This is a genomic window from Teichococcus globiformis (assembly GCF_042646265.1).
GTDB classification, from domain to species: Bacteria; Pseudomonadota; Alphaproteobacteria; order Acetobacterales; family Acetobacteraceae; genus Pseudoroseomonas; species Pseudoroseomonas globiformis.
The window spans coordinates 257,795-277,720 of the sequence record NZ_JBHRTN010000010.1; the positions used below are offsets into that span (position 1 = coordinate 257,795).

At 61.0% G+C, this 19,926-nt stretch carries 18 protein-coding genes and 3 tRNA genes; 17 read left to right on the top strand and 4 right to left on the bottom strand.

The features are described 5' to 3' along the window. Window positions 1–2: 2 nt before the first annotated feature. The 3 genes from gatA (at window position 3) to ACFOD4_RS12055 (ending at window position 3,166) form a co-directional block, all read left to right on the top strand. Window positions 3–1,487, top strand: coding sequence for an Asp-tRNA(Asn)/Glu-tRNA(Gln) amidotransferase subunit GatA (gene gatA, locus ACFOD4_RS12045; RefSeq protein WP_379596716.1), 1,485 nt, complete (start codon window positions 3–5; stop codon window positions 1,485–1,487). Beyond that, a complete protein-coding gene (gatB, locus tag ACFOD4_RS12050) occupies window positions 1,484–2,935 on the top strand; it encodes an Asp-tRNA(Asn)/Glu-tRNA(Gln) amidotransferase subunit GatB (protein ID WP_379596718.1) in 1,452 nt (483 codons plus the stop codon). Before gatA ends, gatB begins: the two co-directional genes overlap by 4 nt. A gap of 138 nt (window positions 2,936–3,073) precedes the next feature. Then, window positions 3,074–3,166 (top strand) — tRNA-Ser (locus ACFOD4_RS12055). Between the two features lie 212 nt (window positions 3,167–3,378). Here ACFOD4_RS12055 and truA read toward each other — a convergent pair. The 3 genes from truA to def are packed head-to-tail and all read right to left on the bottom strand — an operon-like array spanning window position 3,379 to window position 5,618. Further along, window positions 3,379–4,161 (bottom strand): tRNA pseudouridine(38-40) synthase TruA, encoded by a 783-nt coding sequence (gene truA / locus ACFOD4_RS12060; protein WP_379596720.1) that lies wholly within the window; start codon window positions 4,159–4,161, stop codon window positions 3,379–3,381. Between the two features lie 6 nt (window positions 4,162–4,167). Then, window positions 4,168–5,079, bottom strand: a complete 912-nt coding sequence (fmt, locus tag ACFOD4_RS12065; RefSeq protein WP_379596722.1) for a methionyl-tRNA formyltransferase — start codon at window positions 5,077–5,079, stop codon at window positions 4,168–4,170. A gap of 5 nt (window positions 5,080–5,084) precedes the next feature. Then, the gene (gene def / locus ACFOD4_RS12070) at window positions 5,085–5,618 is read right to left on the bottom strand and encodes a peptide deformylase (protein ID WP_379596724.1); all 534 of its coding nucleotides are present in this window, start codon (window positions 5,616–5,618) and stop codon (window positions 5,085–5,087) included. Window positions 5,619–5,766: 148 nt separating this feature from the next. Here def and ACFOD4_RS12075 point away from each other — a divergent pair, with 148 nt between their 5' ends. From ACFOD4_RS12075 to ACFOD4_RS12105, 7 genes are all read left to right on the top strand, one after another. Beyond that, window positions 5,767–6,228, top strand: coding sequence for an Hsp20 family protein (locus ACFOD4_RS12075; protein ID WP_379596726.1), 462 nt, complete (start codon window positions 5,767–5,769; stop codon window positions 6,226–6,228). A gap of 26 nt (window positions 6,229–6,254) precedes the next feature. Next, window positions 6,255–6,521, top strand: a complete 267-nt coding sequence (locus ACFOD4_RS12080) for a DUF1150 family protein (protein ID WP_379596728.1) — start codon at window positions 6,255–6,257, stop codon at window positions 6,519–6,521. Window positions 6,522–6,663: 142 nt separating this feature from the next. Beyond that, window positions 6,664–6,738 (top strand) — tRNA-Thr (locus ACFOD4_RS12085). Between the two features lie 159 nt (window positions 6,739–6,897). After that, window positions 6,898–7,335, top strand: a complete 438-nt coding sequence (locus ACFOD4_RS12090; protein ID WP_379596730.1) for a Tat pathway signal protein — start codon at window positions 6,898–6,900, stop codon at window positions 7,333–7,335. Between the two features lie 42 nt (window positions 7,336–7,377). Further along, window positions 7,378–8,097: a MotA/TolQ/ExbB proton channel family protein gene (locus ACFOD4_RS12095; protein ID WP_379596732.1), complete on the top strand. Its 720-nt coding sequence runs from the start codon at window positions 7,378–7,380 to the stop codon at window positions 8,095–8,097. Between the two features lie 96 nt (window positions 8,098–8,193). After that, window positions 8,194–8,556 (top strand): ExbD/TolR family protein, encoded by a 363-nt coding sequence (locus ACFOD4_RS12100; protein ID WP_379596734.1) that lies wholly within the window; start codon window positions 8,194–8,196, stop codon window positions 8,554–8,556. Window positions 8,557–9,129: 573 nt separating this feature from the next. Continuing rightward, a complete protein-coding gene (locus ACFOD4_RS12105) occupies window positions 9,130–9,453 on the top strand; it encodes an energy transducer TonB family protein (RefSeq protein WP_379596736.1) in 324 nt (107 codons plus the stop codon). A 26-nt stretch (window positions 9,454–9,479) separates the two neighbouring features. Here ACFOD4_RS12105 and uvrA read toward each other — a convergent pair whose 3' ends face one another. After that, complete coding sequence (uvrA, locus tag ACFOD4_RS12110; protein ID WP_379596738.1) at window positions 9,480–12,494, bottom strand: excinuclease ABC subunit UvrA; 3,015 nt, start codon at window positions 12,492–12,494, stop codon at window positions 9,480–9,482. A gap of 107 nt (window positions 12,495–12,601) precedes the next feature. Between uvrA and ssb the strand changes: the two genes are divergently transcribed. The 7 genes from ssb (at window position 12,602) to ACFOD4_RS12145 (ending at window position 19,867) form a co-directional block, all read left to right on the top strand. Continuing rightward, window positions 12,602–13,108 (top strand): single-stranded DNA-binding protein, encoded by a 507-nt coding sequence (gene ssb / locus ACFOD4_RS12115; protein WP_379596740.1) that lies wholly within the window; start codon window positions 12,602–12,604, stop codon window positions 13,106–13,108. A gap of 238 nt (window positions 13,109–13,346) precedes the next feature. After that, window positions 13,347–16,031, top strand: a complete 2,685-nt coding sequence (gene gyrA / locus ACFOD4_RS12120) for a DNA gyrase subunit A (protein ID WP_379596970.1) — start codon at window positions 13,347–13,349, stop codon at window positions 16,029–16,031. Further along, a complete protein-coding gene (coaD, locus tag ACFOD4_RS12125) occupies window positions 16,024–16,554 on the top strand; it encodes a pantetheine-phosphate adenylyltransferase (RefSeq protein ID WP_379596742.1) in 531 nt (176 codons plus the stop codon). The genes gyrA and coaD overlap by 8 nt, the downstream gene beginning before the upstream one ends. A gap of 51 nt (window positions 16,555–16,605) precedes the next feature. Further along, on the top strand, window positions 16,606–17,127 hold the full coding sequence (locus ACFOD4_RS12130; protein WP_379596744.1) for a peptidylprolyl isomerase: 522 nt from the start codon (window positions 16,606–16,608) through the stop codon (window positions 17,125–17,127). A 74-nt stretch (window positions 17,128–17,201) separates the two neighbouring features. Beyond that, a tRNA-Lys gene (locus ACFOD4_RS12135) sits at window positions 17,202–17,274 on the top strand. A gap of 53 nt (window positions 17,275–17,327) precedes the next feature. Continuing rightward, window positions 17,328–18,416 (top strand): glycosyltransferase, encoded by a 1,089-nt coding sequence (locus ACFOD4_RS12140; protein ID WP_379596746.1) that lies wholly within the window; start codon window positions 17,328–17,330, stop codon window positions 18,414–18,416. Further along, a complete protein-coding gene (locus ACFOD4_RS12145; RefSeq protein WP_379596748.1) occupies window positions 18,401–19,867 on the top strand; it encodes a glycosyltransferase family 39 protein in 1,467 nt (488 codons plus the stop codon). The genes ACFOD4_RS12140 and ACFOD4_RS12145 overlap by 16 nt, the downstream gene beginning before the upstream one ends. Window positions 19,868–19,926: the final 59 nt, after the last annotated feature.

The following is a 19,926-nucleotide window of genomic DNA, read 5'->3' on the forward strand; positions in this document are numbered from 1 at the left end:
ACGTGGCCACACTGACCGATCTTACCATCGCCCAGGCAACAGCCGCCCTGAGGCGCGGCGATATGAGCGCAGTTGAGCTTACGCAGGCTCATCTGACGGCTGCGGAAACGCTGAATCCCAGGATCAATGCCTTCATATCCCTGACGCCTGAGGTGGCGCTGTCGCAGGCTCGGGCAGCGGATGCCGCGCTGGCGCGGCAGGAGGGAGGAAGCCTTACCGGGATACCTCTCGCCATCAAGGATCTGTTCTGCACCGCCGGCACCCGGACGACTGCCGGCAGCCGTATCCTGGGCAACTTCGTGCCTCCCTACGAGAGCACTGTGACAGCCAATCTCCTGAGGGATGGCGCAGTGTTTCTCGGCAAGGCGAACTTGGATGAGTTTGCCATGGGCTCATCCAACACCAGCTCCGCCTTCGGGGCGGCGGAGAACCCCTGGAAGCGGCGTGGAGAGGAAGGCACTGCGTTGGTCCCGGGAGGGTCGTCCGGGGGATCGGCGGCGGCGGTGGCTGCTCGCCTCGCCCTGGGAGCGATGGCTACGGACACTGGCGGATCGATCCGCCAGCCGGCCGCCTTCTGCGGTGTGGCGGGGATCAAGCCGACCTACGGGCGTTGCTCGCGCTTCGGCATCGTGGCTTATGCCTCGTCGCTCGATCAGGCCGGTCCGATTGCGCGAACCGTGGAGGATTGTGCCATCCTCCTGAAGTCCATGGCAGGTTTCGATCCCCGCGATGCAACAAGCTCGGCGCGTGAGGTTCCGGACTTCCAGGCTTCTTGCGAGAGAAGCATCAAGGGCCTTCGTGTCGGCATTCCAAGGGAATACCGGCTGGATGGGCTACCGGCCGAGATCGCCAGCCTTTGGGAGGCCGGCATTGCCTGGCTCAAGGAGGCCGGGGCAGAAATCCGCGATATCAGCCTGCCGCATACTCGGCACGCATTGCCGACCTACTACATCGTGGCGCCGGCCGAGGCGTCGTCCAACCTCGCCCGCTACGATGGCGTGCGCTACGGCGTGCGGCAGGATGGCGAAGACCTGAAGGATCTTTACGAGCGGACGCGTGCCGCCGGATTCGGCCCTGAGGTCCAGAGGCGGATCCTGATCGGGACTTACGTATTGTCGGCAGGATATTACGACGCCTACTACGTCAAGGCGCAGCAGGTGCGCGCCCTTATCAAGCGGGACTTCGATCAGGCTTGGGGCAAGGTGGATGCGATCCTTACGCCGGCTACGCCGAGCGCTGCCTTCGGCCAGGACGAAAAGCAGGACGACCCTGTGGCTATGTACTTGAACGATGTTTTTACGATCACGGCGAATCTGGCCGGCATTCCGGGCATGGCTGTTCCCGCTGGTCAGGATGCCAAGGGCTTGCCCTTGGGATTGCAGATCCTGGGGCGGCCTTTTGACGAGGAAACCGTGTTTGCGGTCGCACGCAACATCGAGCGCGCGGCTGGCTTCACCGCTCTTCCCACGCTGAGGGCTGCAGCATGACCTACACCCTGGATGGAACGAGCGGCCCTTGGGAAGTGGTCATCGGGCTGGAAGTGCACGCTCAGATCAGCTCCGCAGCCAAATTGTTCAGCGGGGCTGCAACCGAATTTGGCGCAGAGCCCAACTCCCAGGTCAGCTTCATCGATGCCGGGTTTCCCGGCATGCTGCCGGTCATAAACCGCGAATGCGTGGCTCAGGGCGTCAGGACAGGCCTGGGCCTGAATGCGCAGATCAATCTCTGGTCACGCTTTGATCGCAAGAACTATTTCTATGCTGATCTGCCGCAGGGCTACCAGATCAGCCAGTACCAGTTTCCTGTTGTCGGAACCGGCCAGATCGAGATCGAGCTTGCTGACGGCAGCATCAAGACCATCGGGATCACGCGGCTGCATCTTGAGCAGGATGCGGGCAAGTCGCTACACGACCAGCATCCGACCAAGAGCTTCATCGACCTGAACCGCTCCGGTGTGGCGCTGATGGAAATCGTCTCGGAACCGGATCTGCGATCGCCTGAGGAAGCCGGAGCCTATCTGACCAAGCTGCGACAGATCCTCCGCTACCTGGGCACCTGCGATGGAAACATGGAGCAGGGTTCGCTTCGAGCGGACGTGAACGTCTCGGTTCGGAAGAAGGGCGAAGCGTTCCGCACAAGATGCGAGATCAAGAACGTCAACTCGATCCGCTTCGTTATGCAGGCGGTGGAAGCCGAGGCCAGGCGCCAGATCGAGCTCTGGGAGACCGGCGAGGAGGTCATTCAGGAAACACGGTTGTTCGACACCCAGCGAGGTGTCACCCGGTCCATGCGCTCGAAGGAGGATGCGCATGACTATCGGTACTTCCCGGATCCTGATCTGCCGCCTCTTGTGCTGGAGCAGTCGTGGGTGGATGAGCTGAAGGCCAGCTTGCCGGAACTGCCGGATGACCGACGAGCGCGCTACGTCGCAGTTTTCGGCCTCACGCCGTATGATGCGCACGTTCTGACATTGGAAAAAGAAACGGCGGCCTTCTACGAAGCGGTCGCCGCGGGTCGTGATCCTAAGACGGCGGCCAACTGGCTGATTGGCGACTTCTTCGCCGGGCTGAACCGCCGCGGCGTGGGCATCTCCGGATCACCAGTAAGCGCCGCTGACCTGGGTTCTCTGCTAGACCTGATTACAGACGGAACACTCTCCGGCAAGCTCGCCAAGGATGTGCTGGAAGCCATGTTCGAAACGGGGAAGGGGCCTGCGACCCTGGTGGAAGAACGGGGATTGAAGCAGATCACGGACACGAGCGCGATCGAAGCCGTCATCGACAGAATCATGGCTGATCAGGCATCCAAGGTCGAAGAGTATCGTTCGGGGAAGGACAAGCTCTTTGGGTTCTTTGTTGGGCAGACGATGAAGGCCATGCAGGGCAAGGGTAACCCGGCCCTCGTGAACGAGATGCTCAAGCAAAAGCTCGGCTGAGGCTTGGTGCGCCATGCCGTGGAGCGGACCTGACCTCCACGGCACATCTTTCTTGTTCGTTGGATGTGCCACCATTTGACGAAGCCAAGGTGAACCGCTAGAAGCGGCTCAGCATACGCCGTGCAACTTCAACCCTGCGGAGGGGTGGCCGAGTGGCCGAAGGCGGCGGTTTGCTAAACCGTTAGACGGGGATAACCCGTCTCGTGGGTTCGAATCCCATCCCCTCCGCCATTCTCTGATTGGCAAATGTCGAGGCGGGCTTATCTGCCGGCAACCTCACTGCTTTCCGGTATTGTAAGACCTGCTGAAGGCTCGCATCACTGCGCCAGCCGCTGAGCCACTATATCGAAGGGCGAGCCTGGCCGCTTCTCGAGAAGCTCGAGAGCCCTCGCATCCTCTTCAAATCCCAGCTCTCGAAATGGACGCGGCTAGTCGGCTGACGATCACTCCGATGTCCCGAGACCGTCTGCCCAAGGCAGACCCGTCTTATACTGGGCAAACATGAAGGTCAGGCCCGCAGGTGGTGCATTCTGCCCAGCCAGCGTCCGATCACGAGCATCAAGAATCAGCCGAGGCCAATCGGGCTTCCTCTTGCCCAAGCCCACCTGAACCAGGGTGCCCACCATGTTGCGAACCTGGTGATGCAGAAAGGACCGAGCCTCAGCGATCACCATGATGTCTTCGCCAGCCTGGACAACATCAAGGCGATCCAAGGTCCTCAAGGCGTGCTTCGCCTGGCAAGCGGCGGCGCGATAGGCTGAGAAATCGTGGTGACCCAGGAGGGGCTGCGCTGACTGGTGCATCAGGGCCGCATCCAGTGGCTGCTGGACATGCCAGACGCGCCCCTGCAACAAGGCCGGGCGTGCGCGCCGATTCAGTATCCGGTAGCGATAGCCTCGCTTGATGCAGGAGAAGCGCGCGGACCACCCCTCTGACGCACGGGCAACCTTTAGAACGGACACGGGATGAGGGCGGCTATGAAAATTCAGGGCTTCTCGGACTCGCAGGGGGGGCAGGTCAGCGGCGATGGTCAATTCGACAACCTGGCCTTCTGCATGAACGCCGGCATCCGTTCTGCCTGAAGCAGCGGAAGAAGCCGGTACTCCGCCATTCAAGGGAGCTGCCGCATCCTCAAGGACTTGCTGGACGGACAAGCCAGTGGTTTGCCGCTGCCATCCGAGAAAGGGTGTGCCGTCATACTCGACCAGCAAAGCATAGCGGGGCATGTGGGCTTAACTCACCACAGACCCGGGCTGAAGGTTATAGCCGCGGACAAAGGCGGAAGCTTCGGTGATGGCCTTTCCAGGCCGTCCAAGCCGCAGCAACGTCAAGGTACCTGATCCGCAAGCGATACGGGGCAGATTGTCCAGGACCGTGCCTGGTGCCGCTCCGCTTTCCATCTCGCCCGGTAGAGCTGCAGTCACCCGAATCATCGTGCCCTGGTGCATAAAGTAGGTGCCCGGCCACGGGTTCAGGGCGCGAATACGTCTGTGGAGCAGATCAGCTGGCAGGCACCAATCCAGCAGGCCATCGGCTTTGCTGAGCTTCGAGGCATAGGTGGCACCCTGCTCCGGTTGGGGACGAGGATCAGGTGAAGTGGCCAAAGCATCCAGGATGAGCTTGCTGCCGAGTTGCGCCAGAGCGTCGTGGAGGGACGAGGTGGTAGCGTCGGGGCCGATGGGTATGGGAGCGGAGCAAAGCATGGCGCCGGTGTCGAGGCCTTCATCCATCTGCATGATGGTGATGCCGGTTTCAGCGTCGCCCGCTATGATCGCAGCCTGAATCGGTGCGGCCCCCCGCCAGCGAGGCAGAAGGGAAGCATGAATATTGAGGCAGCCCCGCCGCGGCGCTGACAGCATCTCCTGCGGAAGGATTAGGCCGTAGGCTGCGACGACGGCAGCGTCCAGTTCAAGATCGCGGAAATGCGCATGTTCCGATTCGTCAGTCCGTAACCGATGCGGCGTCCTGACGGTGAGGCCAAGCTCCTGCGCCACGCGATGGACGGGGCTGCACGCTGTTTTCTGGCCGCGGCCGACAGGCTTGGGAGGCTGGGTGTAAACGCAGCAGACCTCATGTCCAGCGTCACATAGGGCTTTGAGGGCAGGCACCGCAAAGTCCGGGCTGCCCATGAAAGCGAGCCGCAACGGCCTCATGCTTCATCTCGCGATTTGGTCTTCAGTTCCTTGGCTAACCGTCGCAGAAGCATGTTCCGCTTCAAGGCTGAAATGTGATCCACAAAGAGCACACCATTCAAATGGTCGACCTCGTGCTGGATGCAGGTGGCAAGCAAGCCGTCGGCTTGCATCTCCTGACGTTTACCCTCCAGGTCATGCCACCTGACCCTGATCACAGCCGGACGGGCCACATCGGCATACTGGTTGGGAAGGGAAAGGCAGCCTTCTTCCCGAACTTCCAGGTCGTCGCTGGCTTCAAGAATCTCCGGATTGATCATCACCAGGGGCGCGGGCTGGTCGTCCGGTTGTAGGTCGATCACAACGAGCCGTAAGAGGCGTCCGATCTGCGGTGCGGCCAAGCCTATTCCTGGCGCCTTGTACATCGTCTCCAGCATGCTCGGTACGAGAGATCGAACCTGGTCCATGTCGGCATCCGCAACGGGCCTGGCTTTCGCCCGCAGCTCCGGGGCAGGGACATACAGAATGGGCAGGATGTTCGTTTCCGGCATGCGTTGTGCTCTACATGGGGGGAGGGGCTTCAGCAACGATCAAGCAAGGGTGCGCCTCTTGCATAAGTTCCGCCGAACGCCAAACTACATCAAGCGAGGTGCTTCGGGCCTCGCAAGCAACTCGCTCTTGTGAGGAGTGCCCCCTGGTATGTCTCGGTCTTCCCTTTTCGGCTCCCCACTGTTTCTTGGGTTCGATCATCTGGAACAGATGCTGGACCGCGTTGCCAAGAACTCGGATGGATATCCTCCGTACAATATTGAGCAGACAGGAGAAAATTGTCTGCGGATTACCTTGGCGGTGGCCGGGTTCAGTATGGAGGATCTGCAAATCACCCAGGAAGACAACCAGTTGGTTGTGCGGGGACGGCAGAAGGATGAAACCGAGGGCCGAATCTTCCTCCATAGAGGCATTGCCGCCCGCCAGTTCCAAAGGGCATTCGTCCTGGCAGAGGGCATCGACGTTGAGGGGGCCTGGCTCGATAATGGCCTCCTGCATATCGACCTCCGACGGCCGCAGCCTGAAGTCCGTGTGAAGGCAATTCAGATCGGTACGCGGCTTCACTCCTCTGGCAGGGCCGTGATGCGTGGCGATCATCTCGATAAGGCCTGACATCGTCATCCTGCCGTCGATGGGGGATGACCAACCACAAAGGTGCCATGATGGAAAAGCACTCTGTTACTCGGCCGTTCGCAGCGTCTGACGTCCTTCGTCAACTGACCGCTGCTGACTGGGCGCGGTTTGGTGCAGACCAGATCGCTTACATCCGCCCGATCGAGGTTGACGGACAGCAGGCGGTGGCGATTCACTCTGCGGACGGGACACAGATCGGAGCCGCGCCCGACGCTGGTTTGGCGACGGCTGCTATTCTGCAGCACGAGATGCTGCCCGTTCTCGTGCACTGACGGGTGGGACCCTACCGAGGGCAACACGTAGCGCTCTGTTTGGTATCCGGCAGGGCAGGTGGGACGGCGGCTTGGCGTGTGGAATTTGGTTCAAGCCCCGTTGCTCTCCCGACCACGAAACGTTAGATACCGCGACGCAGGAGCCGACGTAGCTCAGCGGTAGAGCAACTGATTCGTAATCAGTAGGTCCCCGGTTCAATCCCGGGCGTCGGCACCAGTCATCCTTACATTTAAGGCAGGGCGACGTTGGGCAAGGCTGTTCCTTGCCCTACGATCTCCATGATCCGTCAGCGTCACGGCACAACTGCGAGTCATTCGCATTGCAAGCGCGTCGCAATGGCGGCATAAGCCGGAACAAATGCGAAGGATGCCTCTCATGATGCTCCGTTCAGCGCTGATGCGTACTGCCATCATCCTGGGTGCCCTTTCCCCGGTGGCGGCCGCAGCGCAGACGCCGACTGCCTCTCCGGTCAGCATCGAGCTGAACAGACTCGAAGGCCGCTCCGAAGGATGCCGGATCTGGTTGGTCCTGCGTAATCCAGGCCAGAAGGCGCTCGATCCGCTTCGACTCGATCTTTTGGTTTTTGGTCGGGATGGCGTGGTGTCGAGGCGCCTCGCGCTCGATGTCGGTCCGTTGCCGGGCGACAAGACCATGGCGCGCATCTTCGATCTCAACGGTCAGGATTGCGGCGGTATCGGCATGCTGCTGCTGAATGACTTGCTGGCCTGTGGCCCTGAAGCCGAAGGGCGGGCGGCTTGCCTGTCACGCCTGACGCTGTCGTCCCGAGTGGACGGCGTCACTTTCGAGAAGTGAGGACTGGACATGAACCCTACCGATCCATCCACTGCTAGTCCTGTGCTGGAGGGCCTGCCCGAAATTGCCGGCGCGGGTCTGCACGGTCCGGACATGTCGATGCTCGGCCTGTTCATGCAGGCCGACTGGGTCGTCAAAGCGGTGATGATCGGTTTGGCTCTCGCATCGGTCATTTGCTGGGCCATCATTATAGAGAAGTCTCTGCTTCTCGGGCGGATCAGCCGTGAGGTGAAGCTGCTGGTTGCCGCTTCGCTACCGGGCACAGCGCCGACACCGCCACAGGGCGAAGGCCTGTCTGCCCAAGTGCTGCGGGCGGGAACCCGGGAATGGCACGATGGCCGTGAGGAGGCGGAGAGCCGCTTTGAATTCCGGCACCGGATCGAACATGCCATGCGCCATGCCCTTGGGAGGGAGTTGCGCAAGGTGGAACCAGGCCTGCCGTTCCTTGCCACCACCGGAGCTGTTGCACCTTTCATCGGCCTGTTCGGCACGGTGTGGGGAATCATGAACAGCTTCGCCGGCATTGCCCAGAGCAATGACACCTCGCTGGCCGTCGTAGCGCCCGGTATCGCAGAGGCCCTATTCGCGACGGCAATTGGCCTCATCGCCGCCATTCCTGCCGTCATGGCCTATAACCGGCTGCTGGTTCGCACCGGGCGGCTACGGCAAGAAGCGTTGTCGGCGTCAGTGGATGTCGCGTCCAATCTGTCACGCCGGCAGGCGCACATGGTCAGAACCCACGCGAGCGCAGCGGCAGAGTAAGGCGAAATGGCATTTTCAGGCCCAGCGCTCGGCGGAGGGGACGATGAAGGCGCTCCTCCGATTGCCGACATCAATGTGACGCCATTGGTGGACGTCATGTTGGTCTTGCTCATTATTTTCATGGTAGCGGCGCCAATGATGGTGGTCGGTGTTCCGGTGGAGTTGCCGAAAACGGCTGCGCCAAGGGCCGCGACGCAGAGGCCCCCGACCGTCCTCACGGTTTCGGCGGATGGCAAGATCTTCTTGCGACAAGAGCCGATTGAAGCCGAGAAGCTCACGGCAGAATTGCGCGCACTGCACGAAGCCGATCCGGAGGCGCCTGTGTATGTCCGTGGTGACCGCTCTGCTCCTTATGGGGAGGTGCTCCGCGTCATGGGGCGCGTGACTCAGGCGGGCATCACACGAGTATCGCTGATTGCCGAGGCCGAGGCCGGCACTGCCGCTGTTCAGGCGCGCTGAGGAGGCGAGGCCGTGGCAATGAGTGCTGAGAACCTGTCGATGTCGCGTGTCGCGGGCTGGGGCAGCTCAATCGTCCTTCATGTTGGCGTAGCGGCCTTTCTTCTGGTGGGACTGCCGCCTCATCCCCCACCGCCATCGATCGTGCCGCTTGAGATCGCATCCTTGCCGATGACGCCGGTGACCGAAGGACCTACGCCCAACGAGATGTCTGAGGCGGTAGAGCCTGTGGCCGCAGAGCCGATGGCGGCAGATCCACCTCCGCCAGAGGCCGAGGTAGCACCTGAGATCGTCGAGGCCGCATCGCTTCCTGAGATGCTTGCCACGGACCCGCCGCCAGTGCCGGACCCAGCACCGCCCGAGCAGCTTCAGGCCGTGGAGCCTGATACGGCGCCCATTTTAGAAACAGATATTCCCCCGCCGCCGCCCGCTGCCCCCCCGCCGCCGGAGCCTGTGCGCACACCTCCACGGCCACAACCACCACGCCCGGCGCCTAGACCGGCGGCTCCGCCGGCCGCTCTCCCACCAAGCACTGCAAACACGGCGCCAACGCCGGCTCCACCGCCTTCGGGAGGTATGCCCCAGAACTCGGTCGCATCACGACCGGCTGCACCGCCTGCCAGCTACATCAACCGCATTTCAGCATCCCTGGAGCGTGCGAAGAGATATCCGAACGTGGCGCGTATCCGGCGCCTGCAGGGTGTGGGCGTGTTGGAGTTCAGCATGCAACGCAACGGACAGGTAACTGGCTGGCGGATCGTCCGCAGCAGCGGGCATGCAGAACTGGATGAAGCTATTGGCGAGATGATCCAGCGTGCCTCGCCTCTTCCACCACCGCCGGAAGAGGTGGCAGGTAACCCCGTTGTTCTGACGGTTCCGGTCAGCTTCGCGCTACGCTGATCATGGGAGTGAGGGACTCCCGCCCCTCACTTCTGCTTTCGCCGCGCCAGCTTCTTCGCAAGAAGAGGACCAAGGAAACGCCCGGTATGACTGGCCGATGCGGCAGCTATGTCTTCTGGCGTGCCTTCCGCAACCAGCTGGCCTCCGCCATCGCCCCCCTCAGGACCGAGGTCGAGTACCCAATCGGCTGTCTTGATGACCTCCAGATTGTGCTCGATGACCACCACCGTGTTGCCCTGATCGACAAGCCGGTGAAGAACCTCAAGCAATTTCCGAACATCTTCGAAGTGAAGGCCAGTGGTCGGCTCGTCCAGGATGTAAAGTGTTCTACCCGTTGCGCGGCGTGAAAGCTCCTTGCTGAGCTTGATCCGCTGGGCTTCACCGCCGGAAAGGGTGGTCGCTTGCTGGCCCAGATGGATGTAGCCCAGGCCGACCTCCTTCAGCAGAGTCAGCTTGTCGCGGATCGCGGGAACCGCCGAGAAGAACTCGACGGCTTCATCCACGGTCATCTCCAGGATGTCGGCAATGGACTTGCCGCGGAACCTGACCTCCAGCGTCTCGCGGTTATATCTCTTCCCTTTGCAGGTGTCGCAGGTGACATAAACGTCAGGCAAGAAGTGCATCTCGATCTTCAGCACCCCATCGCCTTGGCACGCCTCGCACCGGCCTCCCTTGACGTTGAAGCTGAATCGGCCTGGCTTGTACCCACGTGACCGGCTGTCCGGCAGTTCCGCGAACCAATCCCGGATGGGCCCGAACAGGCCTGTATAAGTGGCGGGATTGGAGCGCGGCGTGCGCCCGATCGGCGACTGGTCGATGTCGATGATCTTGTCGAGATGTTCAAGACCATCGATGCGCTGATGCGAGGCAGGAACAGTGCCCGCCCCCATCAGGCGGCGTGCCACCGCCTTGTAGAGCGTCTCGATCACGAATGTTGACTTGCCACCGCCGGACACGCCGGTGACGCAGGTAAAGGTTCCCAACGGTATTGAGGCCGTCAGATCCTGAAGGTTATTGCCTGTTGCACCCACGACCGTAAGCATTCGGTCTTGGTTCAACGGGCGGCGCTTGCCTGGCAAAGGTACGCAGCGACGGCCGGAAAGGTAGGCACCAGTGATGCTCTCGGGATGGGCTGCAACCACCTCCGGTTTGCCCTGCGCGATGACCTGACCTCCACCAGCGCCCGCCGCTGGTCCGATATCGATCAGGTGATCTGCCAGTCGGATGGCATCCTCATCGTGCTCGACCACCAGAACTGTGTTGCCGAGATCACGCAGGCGACGCAGCGTTGCTAGCAGGCGTTCATTGTCGCGCTGATGTAATCCGATGGAAGGCTCATCCAGAACATAGAGAACACCGGTGAGGCCGCTGCCGATCTGGCTGGCAAGCCGGATCCTCTGACTTTCGCCACCCGAAAGTGTAGCGGAAGACCGCGCCAGCGATAGGTAGTCCAAGCCGACATCCAGCAGGAAGCGAAGCCGGTCGATGATCTCCTTCAAAATGCGGCGGGCAATCTCCGCGCGCTGCGGCGTCAGCGTTGCTTCCACCGTCTGGAACCAGGGAAGCGCTTCCTTGATGGAGAGGTTGCTGGCCTCAGCAATATGTCGGTCGGCTACCTTGACGGATAGCGCTTCGGGTTTGAGTCTGGCACCGCAGCAAACATGGCAGGAACGTGAAGCCTGATAGCGGAGCAGATCCTCGCGAACCCAAGGATTATCCGTCTCACGGAGACGCCGGGCCAAATTTGGCACAACGCCTTCAAACGGCTTCTTCACCTCGTAGGCCCGCAGCCCATCCTTGTAGCGGAGAGTCACAGCCTCTGCTCCAGTGCCGTGAAGAATGGCGTCCCGGGCCATCTGCGGCAATTCCACCCAAGGCGTCGACAGCTTGACGTTGAGGTGCTTGGCGAGGCTGTCCAGCGTCTGGTCATAGTAAGGTGCGCTGTTCCCGGCCCAGGCGGCGACTGCGCCATCGGCCAAGCTCCTTGCCTCATCAGGAACCACGAGCTGCGGATCGAAAAAGCTCTCAGTCCCTAGTCCGTCGCAGGCAGGACAGGCTCCCTGAGGCGAATTAAAAGAAAAGAGGCGTGGCTCCACCTCTTCCAGGGTGAAGCCCGAAACCGGACAAGCATATCGGCTGCTGAAGACTGTACGCTCGCCGGAGTCGGCGTCTTCCGTGTAGGCGATGCCTTCAGCCAGTCCCAACGCGGTTTCAAAGGAATCCGCCAGCCGCTGCATCAATCCGTCGCTGCCTAGAACGACGCGATCCACAACAATCTCGATATCGTGCTTTCGGCGCTTGTCGAGGGCGGCGACATCCTCGATCCGGCTCAGCGTCCCATTGACCTTGACCCTTTCAAAGCCACGGCGCTGGAACTCCGCTAGCTCCTTTCGGAACTCACCCTTCTTACCTCGAACCACCGGCGCTAGAAGAAGAAGGCGCCGCCCGTCCGGCATGGCGAGAACCCGGTCCACCATCTGGCTAACGGTCTGCGCCTCGATTGGCAGGCCGGTTGCCGGCGAGAAGGGCACTCCCGCACGCGCCCAAAGCAGGCGCATGTAGTCATGGATTTCCGTCACTGTCCCCACAGTGGAGCGCGGATTGTGGCTCGTGGTCTTCTGTTCGATGGAAATGGCGGGGGATAAGCCCTCGATGCTGTCTACGTCCGGCTTCTGTTGCAGCTCCAGGAACTGCCGCGCATATGCGGACAGGCTCTCGACGTAGCGGCGCTGTCCCTCAGCATAGATCGTATCGAATGCCAGTGAAGACTTGCCCGAGCCCGATAAGCCAGTGATCACCGTCAAAGTGTGCTTGGGGATGTCGATGTCGATATTCTTAAGGTTGTGCTGGCGCGCGCCTCTGATGCGAATCTCGTCGTGAGGGAGTTGCGCCGGCACCGAGCCGCTATGCTGCTTCGAGAGCTTGTTCAAGCCTGGGCTCCTGAACGAAAAAGGGTCTGTTCGCCTTGTGTTCTTGTCGACCATATTGCCATGATCAGCCGTGAGCAAGCACAGGGCGGCATAGGAGGCAGAAGCCACCATGATGGCTCTTGAGCCACGCTCAACCGTCCAACGCTGTTCTCGGCATCCTGTCCGAAATGGGCTATTTAGGGTGAGACAGAGACCAGCACCTTAAGGAACCGCCCTGCATGGCCGGAAGTGTCAACAAAGTCATCCTGATCGGTAATCTGGGTCGGGACCCAGAGGTCCGCAACTTCCAGAATGGTGGTCGGGTGGTCAATTTGCGCTTGGCGACCACAGACAACTACAAGGACCGAGAGGGGAATCGGCAGGAGCGGACTGAGTGGCATTCAGTCGCCATTTTCAACGAGCGCCTGGGTGAGGTGGCCGAGCGATACCTGCGAAAAGGCAGCAAGGTTTACATCGAGGGCAAGCTCGAAACCCGCAAATGGCAGGACCAGGCGGGGCAGGATAGGTATTCCACGGAAGTGGTTCTGCGGAACTTCGGAGGCGAGTTGACGCTTCTTGACGGACGCAGTGGGGGGGATGCTCCTGGCGCCGAGGCTGGCGAACGCTTCTCCTCGCCGCGCTCTTCTGGCGGAGGCGAAAGGAGCGGCGCTTCGCGGCCTCAGCGTGGCGGTTGGGATACGCCGAAAGGCGGTAGTTCCGACCTGGATGACGACATCCCGTTCTAGAAGGAGCCAACCGGTACACTGACGTCCGATTTGGCGGAACGCTGTGCAAGAGTTATGACCATCCAGCGTTGAGCGTCTGTGCGGACGCTGGAACAGGTCTGAAGCGGGTTGATCAGCGCCTCGGGAAGGCTGCTGCCTTGCTGCATGGGAATGAAGCGTGAACGAAAGCGATAACGGCGCCGGGGCGTCCGGCCATCTTCCTCCTGAGGGCACCTTGCCGATCGCCCTCGAGGAGGAGATGCGCCGCTCCTATCTAGACTATGCAATGAGCGTCATTGTTTCCCGAGCGCTACCTGATGTGCGGGACGGGTTGAAGCCGGTCCACCGCCGCATCCTTTTCTCCATGCAGGAGAACGGCTTTACCTCGGACAAGCCTTATCGCAAGTCGGCCCGCGTGGTCGGTGATGTCATGGGTAAGTATCATCCTCATGGCGACAGCGCGATTTACGACGCCATGGTGCGTATGGCTCAGACCTTTTCGCTGCGCGTTCCGCTGATTGACGGCCAAGGCAACTTCGGCAGCATGGACGGCGATCCCCCTGCGGCGATGCGCTACACAGAAGCCCGGCTGGCTCGATCGGCGGCCGCCTTGCTGGAAGGCATCGACGAGGACACGGTTGATTTCGCGCCGAACTACGATGAAAGCGCTGAGGAGCCGAGGATCCTGCCGGCAGCGTTCCCGAACCTGCTGGTGAACGGCGCCAACGGGATCGCGGTCGGGATGGCCACGAACATCCCGACCCACAATCCAACCGAGGTTATCGACGCCACGCTCCAGCTGATCGCAGAGCCAGATACCTCCCTTGATGACCTGATGAAAATCATCCCGGGTCCGGACTTTCCGACAGGTGCGCTCATCCTTGGACGTGCCGGCATTCGCTCCGCTTTCGAAACGGGGCGTGGCAGCATTGCATTGCGGGCACGGGCAGAAATCGAGGAAGTGCGCGGCGGGCGATATGCCATTGCCGTGTCCGAAATTCCGTATCAGGTCAACAAGGCGGCTTTGATCGAGCGGATTGCTGATCTGGTCAGAATAAAGCAGCTGGAAGGTGTCAGCGATCTGCGGGACGAGAGTGATCGTTCCGGATTGCGGATCGTCATCGAGATCAAGAAGGACGCGACGCCTGAAGTGGTGTTGAACCACCTGTACCGCTACACAAATCTCCAGACGTCGTTTGCGGTGAACTTCCTGGCCCTTCATGAAGGGCGGCCCCAGCAGATGGGGTTGCGGGATGCCCTACGTGCCTTTATCGACTTCCGAGAGGACGTCATCCTGCGGCGATCACGCCATAGGCTTGGCAAGGCGCGTGACCGTGGTCACCTTCTGGTCGGATTGGCCATCGCCGTAGCCAATATCGACGAGGTCATCCGGCTGATCAGGGAAAGCCCTGATGCTGGCAGTGCACGCGTCGCCCTGATGGCGCGTGCATGGCCTATCGCTGATGTTGGCCCCTTGCTGAGCCTGGTCGATGATGCCGGGAATATTGTCGCGGATGACGCGGTTCGCCTGACTGAAGCACAGGCTAGGGGCATTCTCGAGTTGCGCCTTCAGCGCCTGACCGGGCTGGAACGTGAGAAAATCAACGCCGAGCTGGACGATGTGGCCGGCCGTATTCGCGAGCTTCTCGAGATTCTGTCCTCTCGTCCGCGTCGCCTCGAGCTCATGAGCGAGGAGCTGCAGGCGGTACGGGCGCAGATCGCATCACCGCGGCGCACGGAGATCGTCGAGGGAGTCGCCGATCAGGACGACGAAAGCCTTGTCGAGCCCGGTTTGATGGTGGTCACTCTGACCAGGGACGGTTACGTGAAGCGGACGCCGCTCGAGACGTTCCGTGCCCAGAACCGTGGGGGGCGTGGACGCAGCAGCGCATCCATGCGGCAGGACGATGTGGTTATTCGGTCGTTCAACGCCCACACGCACCAGTGGGTCCTGTTCTTCACGAGCCGCGGCATCGCATTCCGGGAGAAGGTCTGGAAGCTGCCGGAAGCTGGACCCACGGCCCGTGGCCGGTCTCTACGTCAATTGTTGCAGCTTCAGGAGGAGGAGGCCGTCACGGCGGTTCTGCCTCTGCCCCAGGATGAAAACCTCTGGGAAAACCTGCACCTGGTGTTTGCGACAGCGCAAGGCAACGTTCGCCGGAACCGCCTCTCGGATTTCCGCAACGTCCGCGCATCGGGTCTCATCGCCATGAAGCTGGATGAGGGAGACAGCCTGATCGGGGTATCGACGTGTCGAGAGGGCGACGATGTATTGCTCGCAACCCGGGATGGCAGGGCGATCCGGTTTGTGGCCGACATCGATACACTGCGTGTGTTCTCCGGCCGCGACTCGACTGGTGTCCGAGGGATTCGCTTGGGACAGGGTGACGCCGTCATTGCCTTGTCGGTGTTGCGCCACACTGACGCGGCTGTCGAGGAACGGGCAGCCTACCTGAAGCAGGCAGCTCAAAAGCGCCGCTCTGCGGAGGAAGCTGCGGAAGCGGCGGCTGAGTCTGAGGCGGCGCTTGCCGAGGAAAATGCCGCTGCCATGGAGCACGACATCGCTGTTCCGGCCGAGCGACTGACCGAACTTGAAGCGCTGGAAGATATTCTGCTGTCGGTGACCGATCTGGGCTTTGGAAAGCGGAGTTCTGCCTACGAGTATCGCGTGACAGGCCGGGGCGGACAGGGAATCGCCAATATCAACCTGACTTCGCGAACGGGCCGTGAGGTCGTAGCAACTTTTCCGGTCCGACAGGGCGACGATGTGATGCTTGTGACTGACGGTGGTAGGCTGATCCGCATGCCTGTTGATCAGGTGCGTATTACGGGCCGGCAGGCAATGGGCGTGATGATGCTGCGGCTGGACCAGGGCGAACGCGTCACCTCTTGTTTCACGGTTGTGGAGGCGGAGGGAGATTTGGAACAGGAGCAAGATGGTTGACGGCGTGACACATCGCGCAGCGGTCTACCCGGGTACATTCGACCCACTGACCAACGGCCATATCGATCTGATTCAGCGTGCGACACGCCTGGTCGACCGGTTGGTGATCGGCGTGGCGGTGAACGAGGCCAAAGGCCCGCTCTTCTCACTGGAGGAGCGGGTGCAGATGGTCGAGGCAGAAACCCGCTCCATCGCTGCTCAAAGTGGCGTGGTGATTGATGTGGTGCCGTTCCGGGGCCTCCTGGTGCAGTTCGCTCGGGGCGTTGGCGCCAGCATCGTTCTACGCGGACTTCGCGCGGTGACGGATTTCGATTATGAATTCCAGATGGCAGGGATGAACCATCGGCTTGATCCGGAGATTGAGTTGGTCTTCCTCATGGCCAGTGACGGAAACCACTTCATTTCCTCACGGTTGGTGAAGGAGATCGCCCGGCTGGGAGGGGATATTTCCTCCCTGGTGCCGAAGATGGTCCTGGAGCGCACTCTTGCGCGTACGGGGACAGTGGAAGCCAAGGGTTCATAGAGCATGCATCGACGCCACCTGCTCGCTGCGACCATAGCTACGGGGATGATGATGACCGAAACCGTGAATTCCGACGCTGCGGCGCAGGATGATCTGCAAAACACCCTGTTTTTCGACCTGAAAGACGGGCGCGTCGTGATCAAGCTGAGGCCAGATCTGGCGCCCCAGCATGTTGAGCGCATGAAAACCCTTGTTCGCCAGGGCTTCTACGATGGCACTCCGTTCCACCGGGTGATCGAAGGATTCATGGCTCAAGGCGGTGATCCCACCGGTACTGGAACCGGCGGAAGCCAGCTTCCGGATCTCCCGGCGGAGTTCAGTGCCCCGACGAAGGCGCGGTTCCTGCGCGGCGTGTGTGGAATGGCCCGGACAGCCAATCCTAATAGCGCCAACAGTCAATTCTTCATCATGTTCGCGCCAGCTCCCAGTCTGGATGGTCAGTACACCATCTGGGGCCAGGTTACGGCCGGTATGGAGTTCGTGGACAAGATCAAGCGCGGCAGCGGCCAGAGCGGCATGGTGCGCGAGCCTGATCGGGTGGTGAAGGCCCAGCTTGCTGCCGACGCCGGCTGAGCACTTCTCGCGCTGAAAGGGGCTACGCCCCTTGACAGCAGAAGGCTGATCGGGTTTGCCCCGATCAGCTTTATGTGCCCGTAGCTCAGCTGGTAGAGCACGAGACTTTTAATCTTGGGGTCCAGGGTTCGAGTCCCTGCGGGCACAGAGCAATCCTCGAAGCTAGTCATCTGACAGCCGTGGCGGTAAGCAGTGCGGCCATGCTCGCGCCAATCCTGTCCGTCATCGTCCCTTGCTACAACGAGCGTGAAAACGTCGCGCCCATGGTTGCTCGTTTGGGCGCCGTGCTGGATGGCGTTCCGTGGGAAGCTATCTTTGTCGACGACAACAGTCCGGATGGAACCTCGGAGGTCGCGAAATCGATCGCGACAGATAACGCCCAGATCCGGTGTATCCGCAGAGTAGGAAGGCGTGGCCTTTCGTCAGCTTGCATCGAGGGAATGTTGGCGTCATCGGCTCGCTTCGTCGCCGTTATCGACGGTGATCTTCAGCATGAGGAGGCGTTGCTGCCGGTTATGCTAAAGGTCCTGCAGCGGGGCGAAGCCGATATCGTTGTTGGAAGCCGGCATGTCGCGGGGGGAGAGGCGTCTACCGGCTTCTCAGCGATCCGCCGGAAGATCAGCGATGGTGGTGCACAGTTGGCAAGGCTCTTTCTTCCTTCTCCTGTTGCCGACCCTATGAGCGGCTTCTTCATGCTGGAGCGCACCACGGTGGAGCGTCTGGCTCCTGAGTTGACCGGGCGCGGCTTCAAGATTCTTTTGGATATTCTGTTGACGGCAGAGCCTCCGCTACGTGTCAGGGAACTGCCCTACAGCTTCAGGCCTCGGGAAGCAGGCGAGTCCAAGCTCGATACGGTTGTTTTGGTCGAGTTTCTGACGCTTCTGCTAGATAAGGCATCGGGTGGCGTCCTTCCGATGCGCTTCCTGTCCTTTGCCACAATCGGCGTTTTCGGCCTCGCGATCCATCTGGCATGCCTGGCCATGACTATTCATGAATTGGGCTTTGCTGGCGCACAGTGGTTGGCCAGCGTGATCGCCATGACTGCGAATTTCTGGCTGAACAACCGTATTACCTACAGCGATGTGCGATTGCGGGGCGCGGCGTTGTGGCAGGGCCTTGTGTTGTTCTACCTAGTGTGCGGCGTCGGCGTTGCGGCCAATGTCGGCATCGCTGGCCTGTTGCTGCGAGATGGCCTAGCGAACTGGGGCGCTGCTGGTGCGGCGGGAGCCTTGCTGACCGTGGTGTGGAACTTCGCAGTGTCGGCAACACTGGTATGGCGGGCGCGCTAATGAAGAATGCGTGCTTCTGGATTGCTGCTCTTCTGATCATGACCGGTGTCAGGATCATTGTGGCCGCTGAACTGCCATTGGCTCCCGACGAGGCGTATTATTGGATCTGGAGCAAGGCGCTTGCCCCGAGCTACTACGACCATCCACCGATGGTCGCCTTATGGATCTCTGCAGGCACCTCCTTAGCAGGTGACACCCAGCTCGGCGTGCGGCTGCTGGCCCCGATCGGTGTTGCTATTGCTTCTTTTGCTATAGCCGGAGCCGCCAGCCTTCTGTTTCCAGGAAAAGACGCAGGGCCCTGGGCTGCCGCCTTCATGAACGCGACCCTTCTATTCGCAGCGGGTTCCGTTCTCATGACGCCTGATACGCCACTTCTTGTGTTCTGGTGCTTGGCGGTCTGGGCGCTGGCCAAGGTGCATGTGACCGCAGATGGTCGCTGGTGGCTGGTCTTCGGGGCGATAACGGGCTGCGCGATTCTGTCTAAGTACACCGCAGTTTTCCTGGGGCTTGGCGCGTTGGTCTGGTTGGCGGCCTCTCCAACAGAAAGGCGATGGTTTCGCGACTGGCGCCTCTGGGCAGGGGGGGTGATCGCTCTCCTTTTTTCAGGCCCTGTCATCCTTTGGAACGCAACCCACGATTGGGTCAGCTTTGCAAAGCAGGGCGGCCGCACGGCTGACAGTGAAGCTTCGTTCTCCCTTCGCTTTCTGGGCGAACTGGTGGGCGGACAGATTGGGCTCGTGACGCCCATCATCTTCATGCTCTGTGTCTTAGGCATGGTAGTTGCCTTGAGGCGGTGGCGAGTGGTGGATGCCTCTGCGGAGAGGCTGCTGGTCAGCATGACCGTGCCGGCCGCAGCTATTTTCCTTTGGCAAGCTACAGGTAGCCGGGTTCAAGGAAACTGGCCTGCAATTCTATACCCTGCGGCCTGCATAGCTGCTGCAGCGCTGTTACAGCAGAGGTGGCTTGCTTGGCGGCGTCCGGCCGCGGGCCTCGGGCTGGCTGCGACCTTGATGGTCATGCTGCAGGCCGTTGCGGCTCCATTGCCCTTGCCGCGAAGCAGCGATCCAACATTGGCACGCCTAGGCGGTTGGAATGAATTCGTGGCCAAACTCGAAGCGATCCGCGAGGAGAGGGGACTGGCCTTCGTCGCCGCAGAAGAATACGGTCTCGCCAGCGAAATGCGCTTTTATTCGCCGCCTGTCACCTCCATCGTCGCAGTAGGCGATAGGTGGAGCTTGTTCGATCTGCCTGCCACACCATCGTCGGGGCAGGGCCTGCTGGTACGAAGCATCCGTCGAGGTGAAACTCCGCCCTTATGGCCGGGCGCGCAGCCTGTCGGCGAGGTCTCACGGGTGCGTGGTGGGATTGAAGCTGAACGATACAGGCTCTACGTCGTTAATCTGGAGGTGGCCGCACCGCCTAGGGTTCTTCTGCCAAAGGATACTACCTGACGGCAGCTGAATGGCTTTCTTCATGGCTTCCGGCTCCGCCCAGGGTTGTTCGCGAGGTA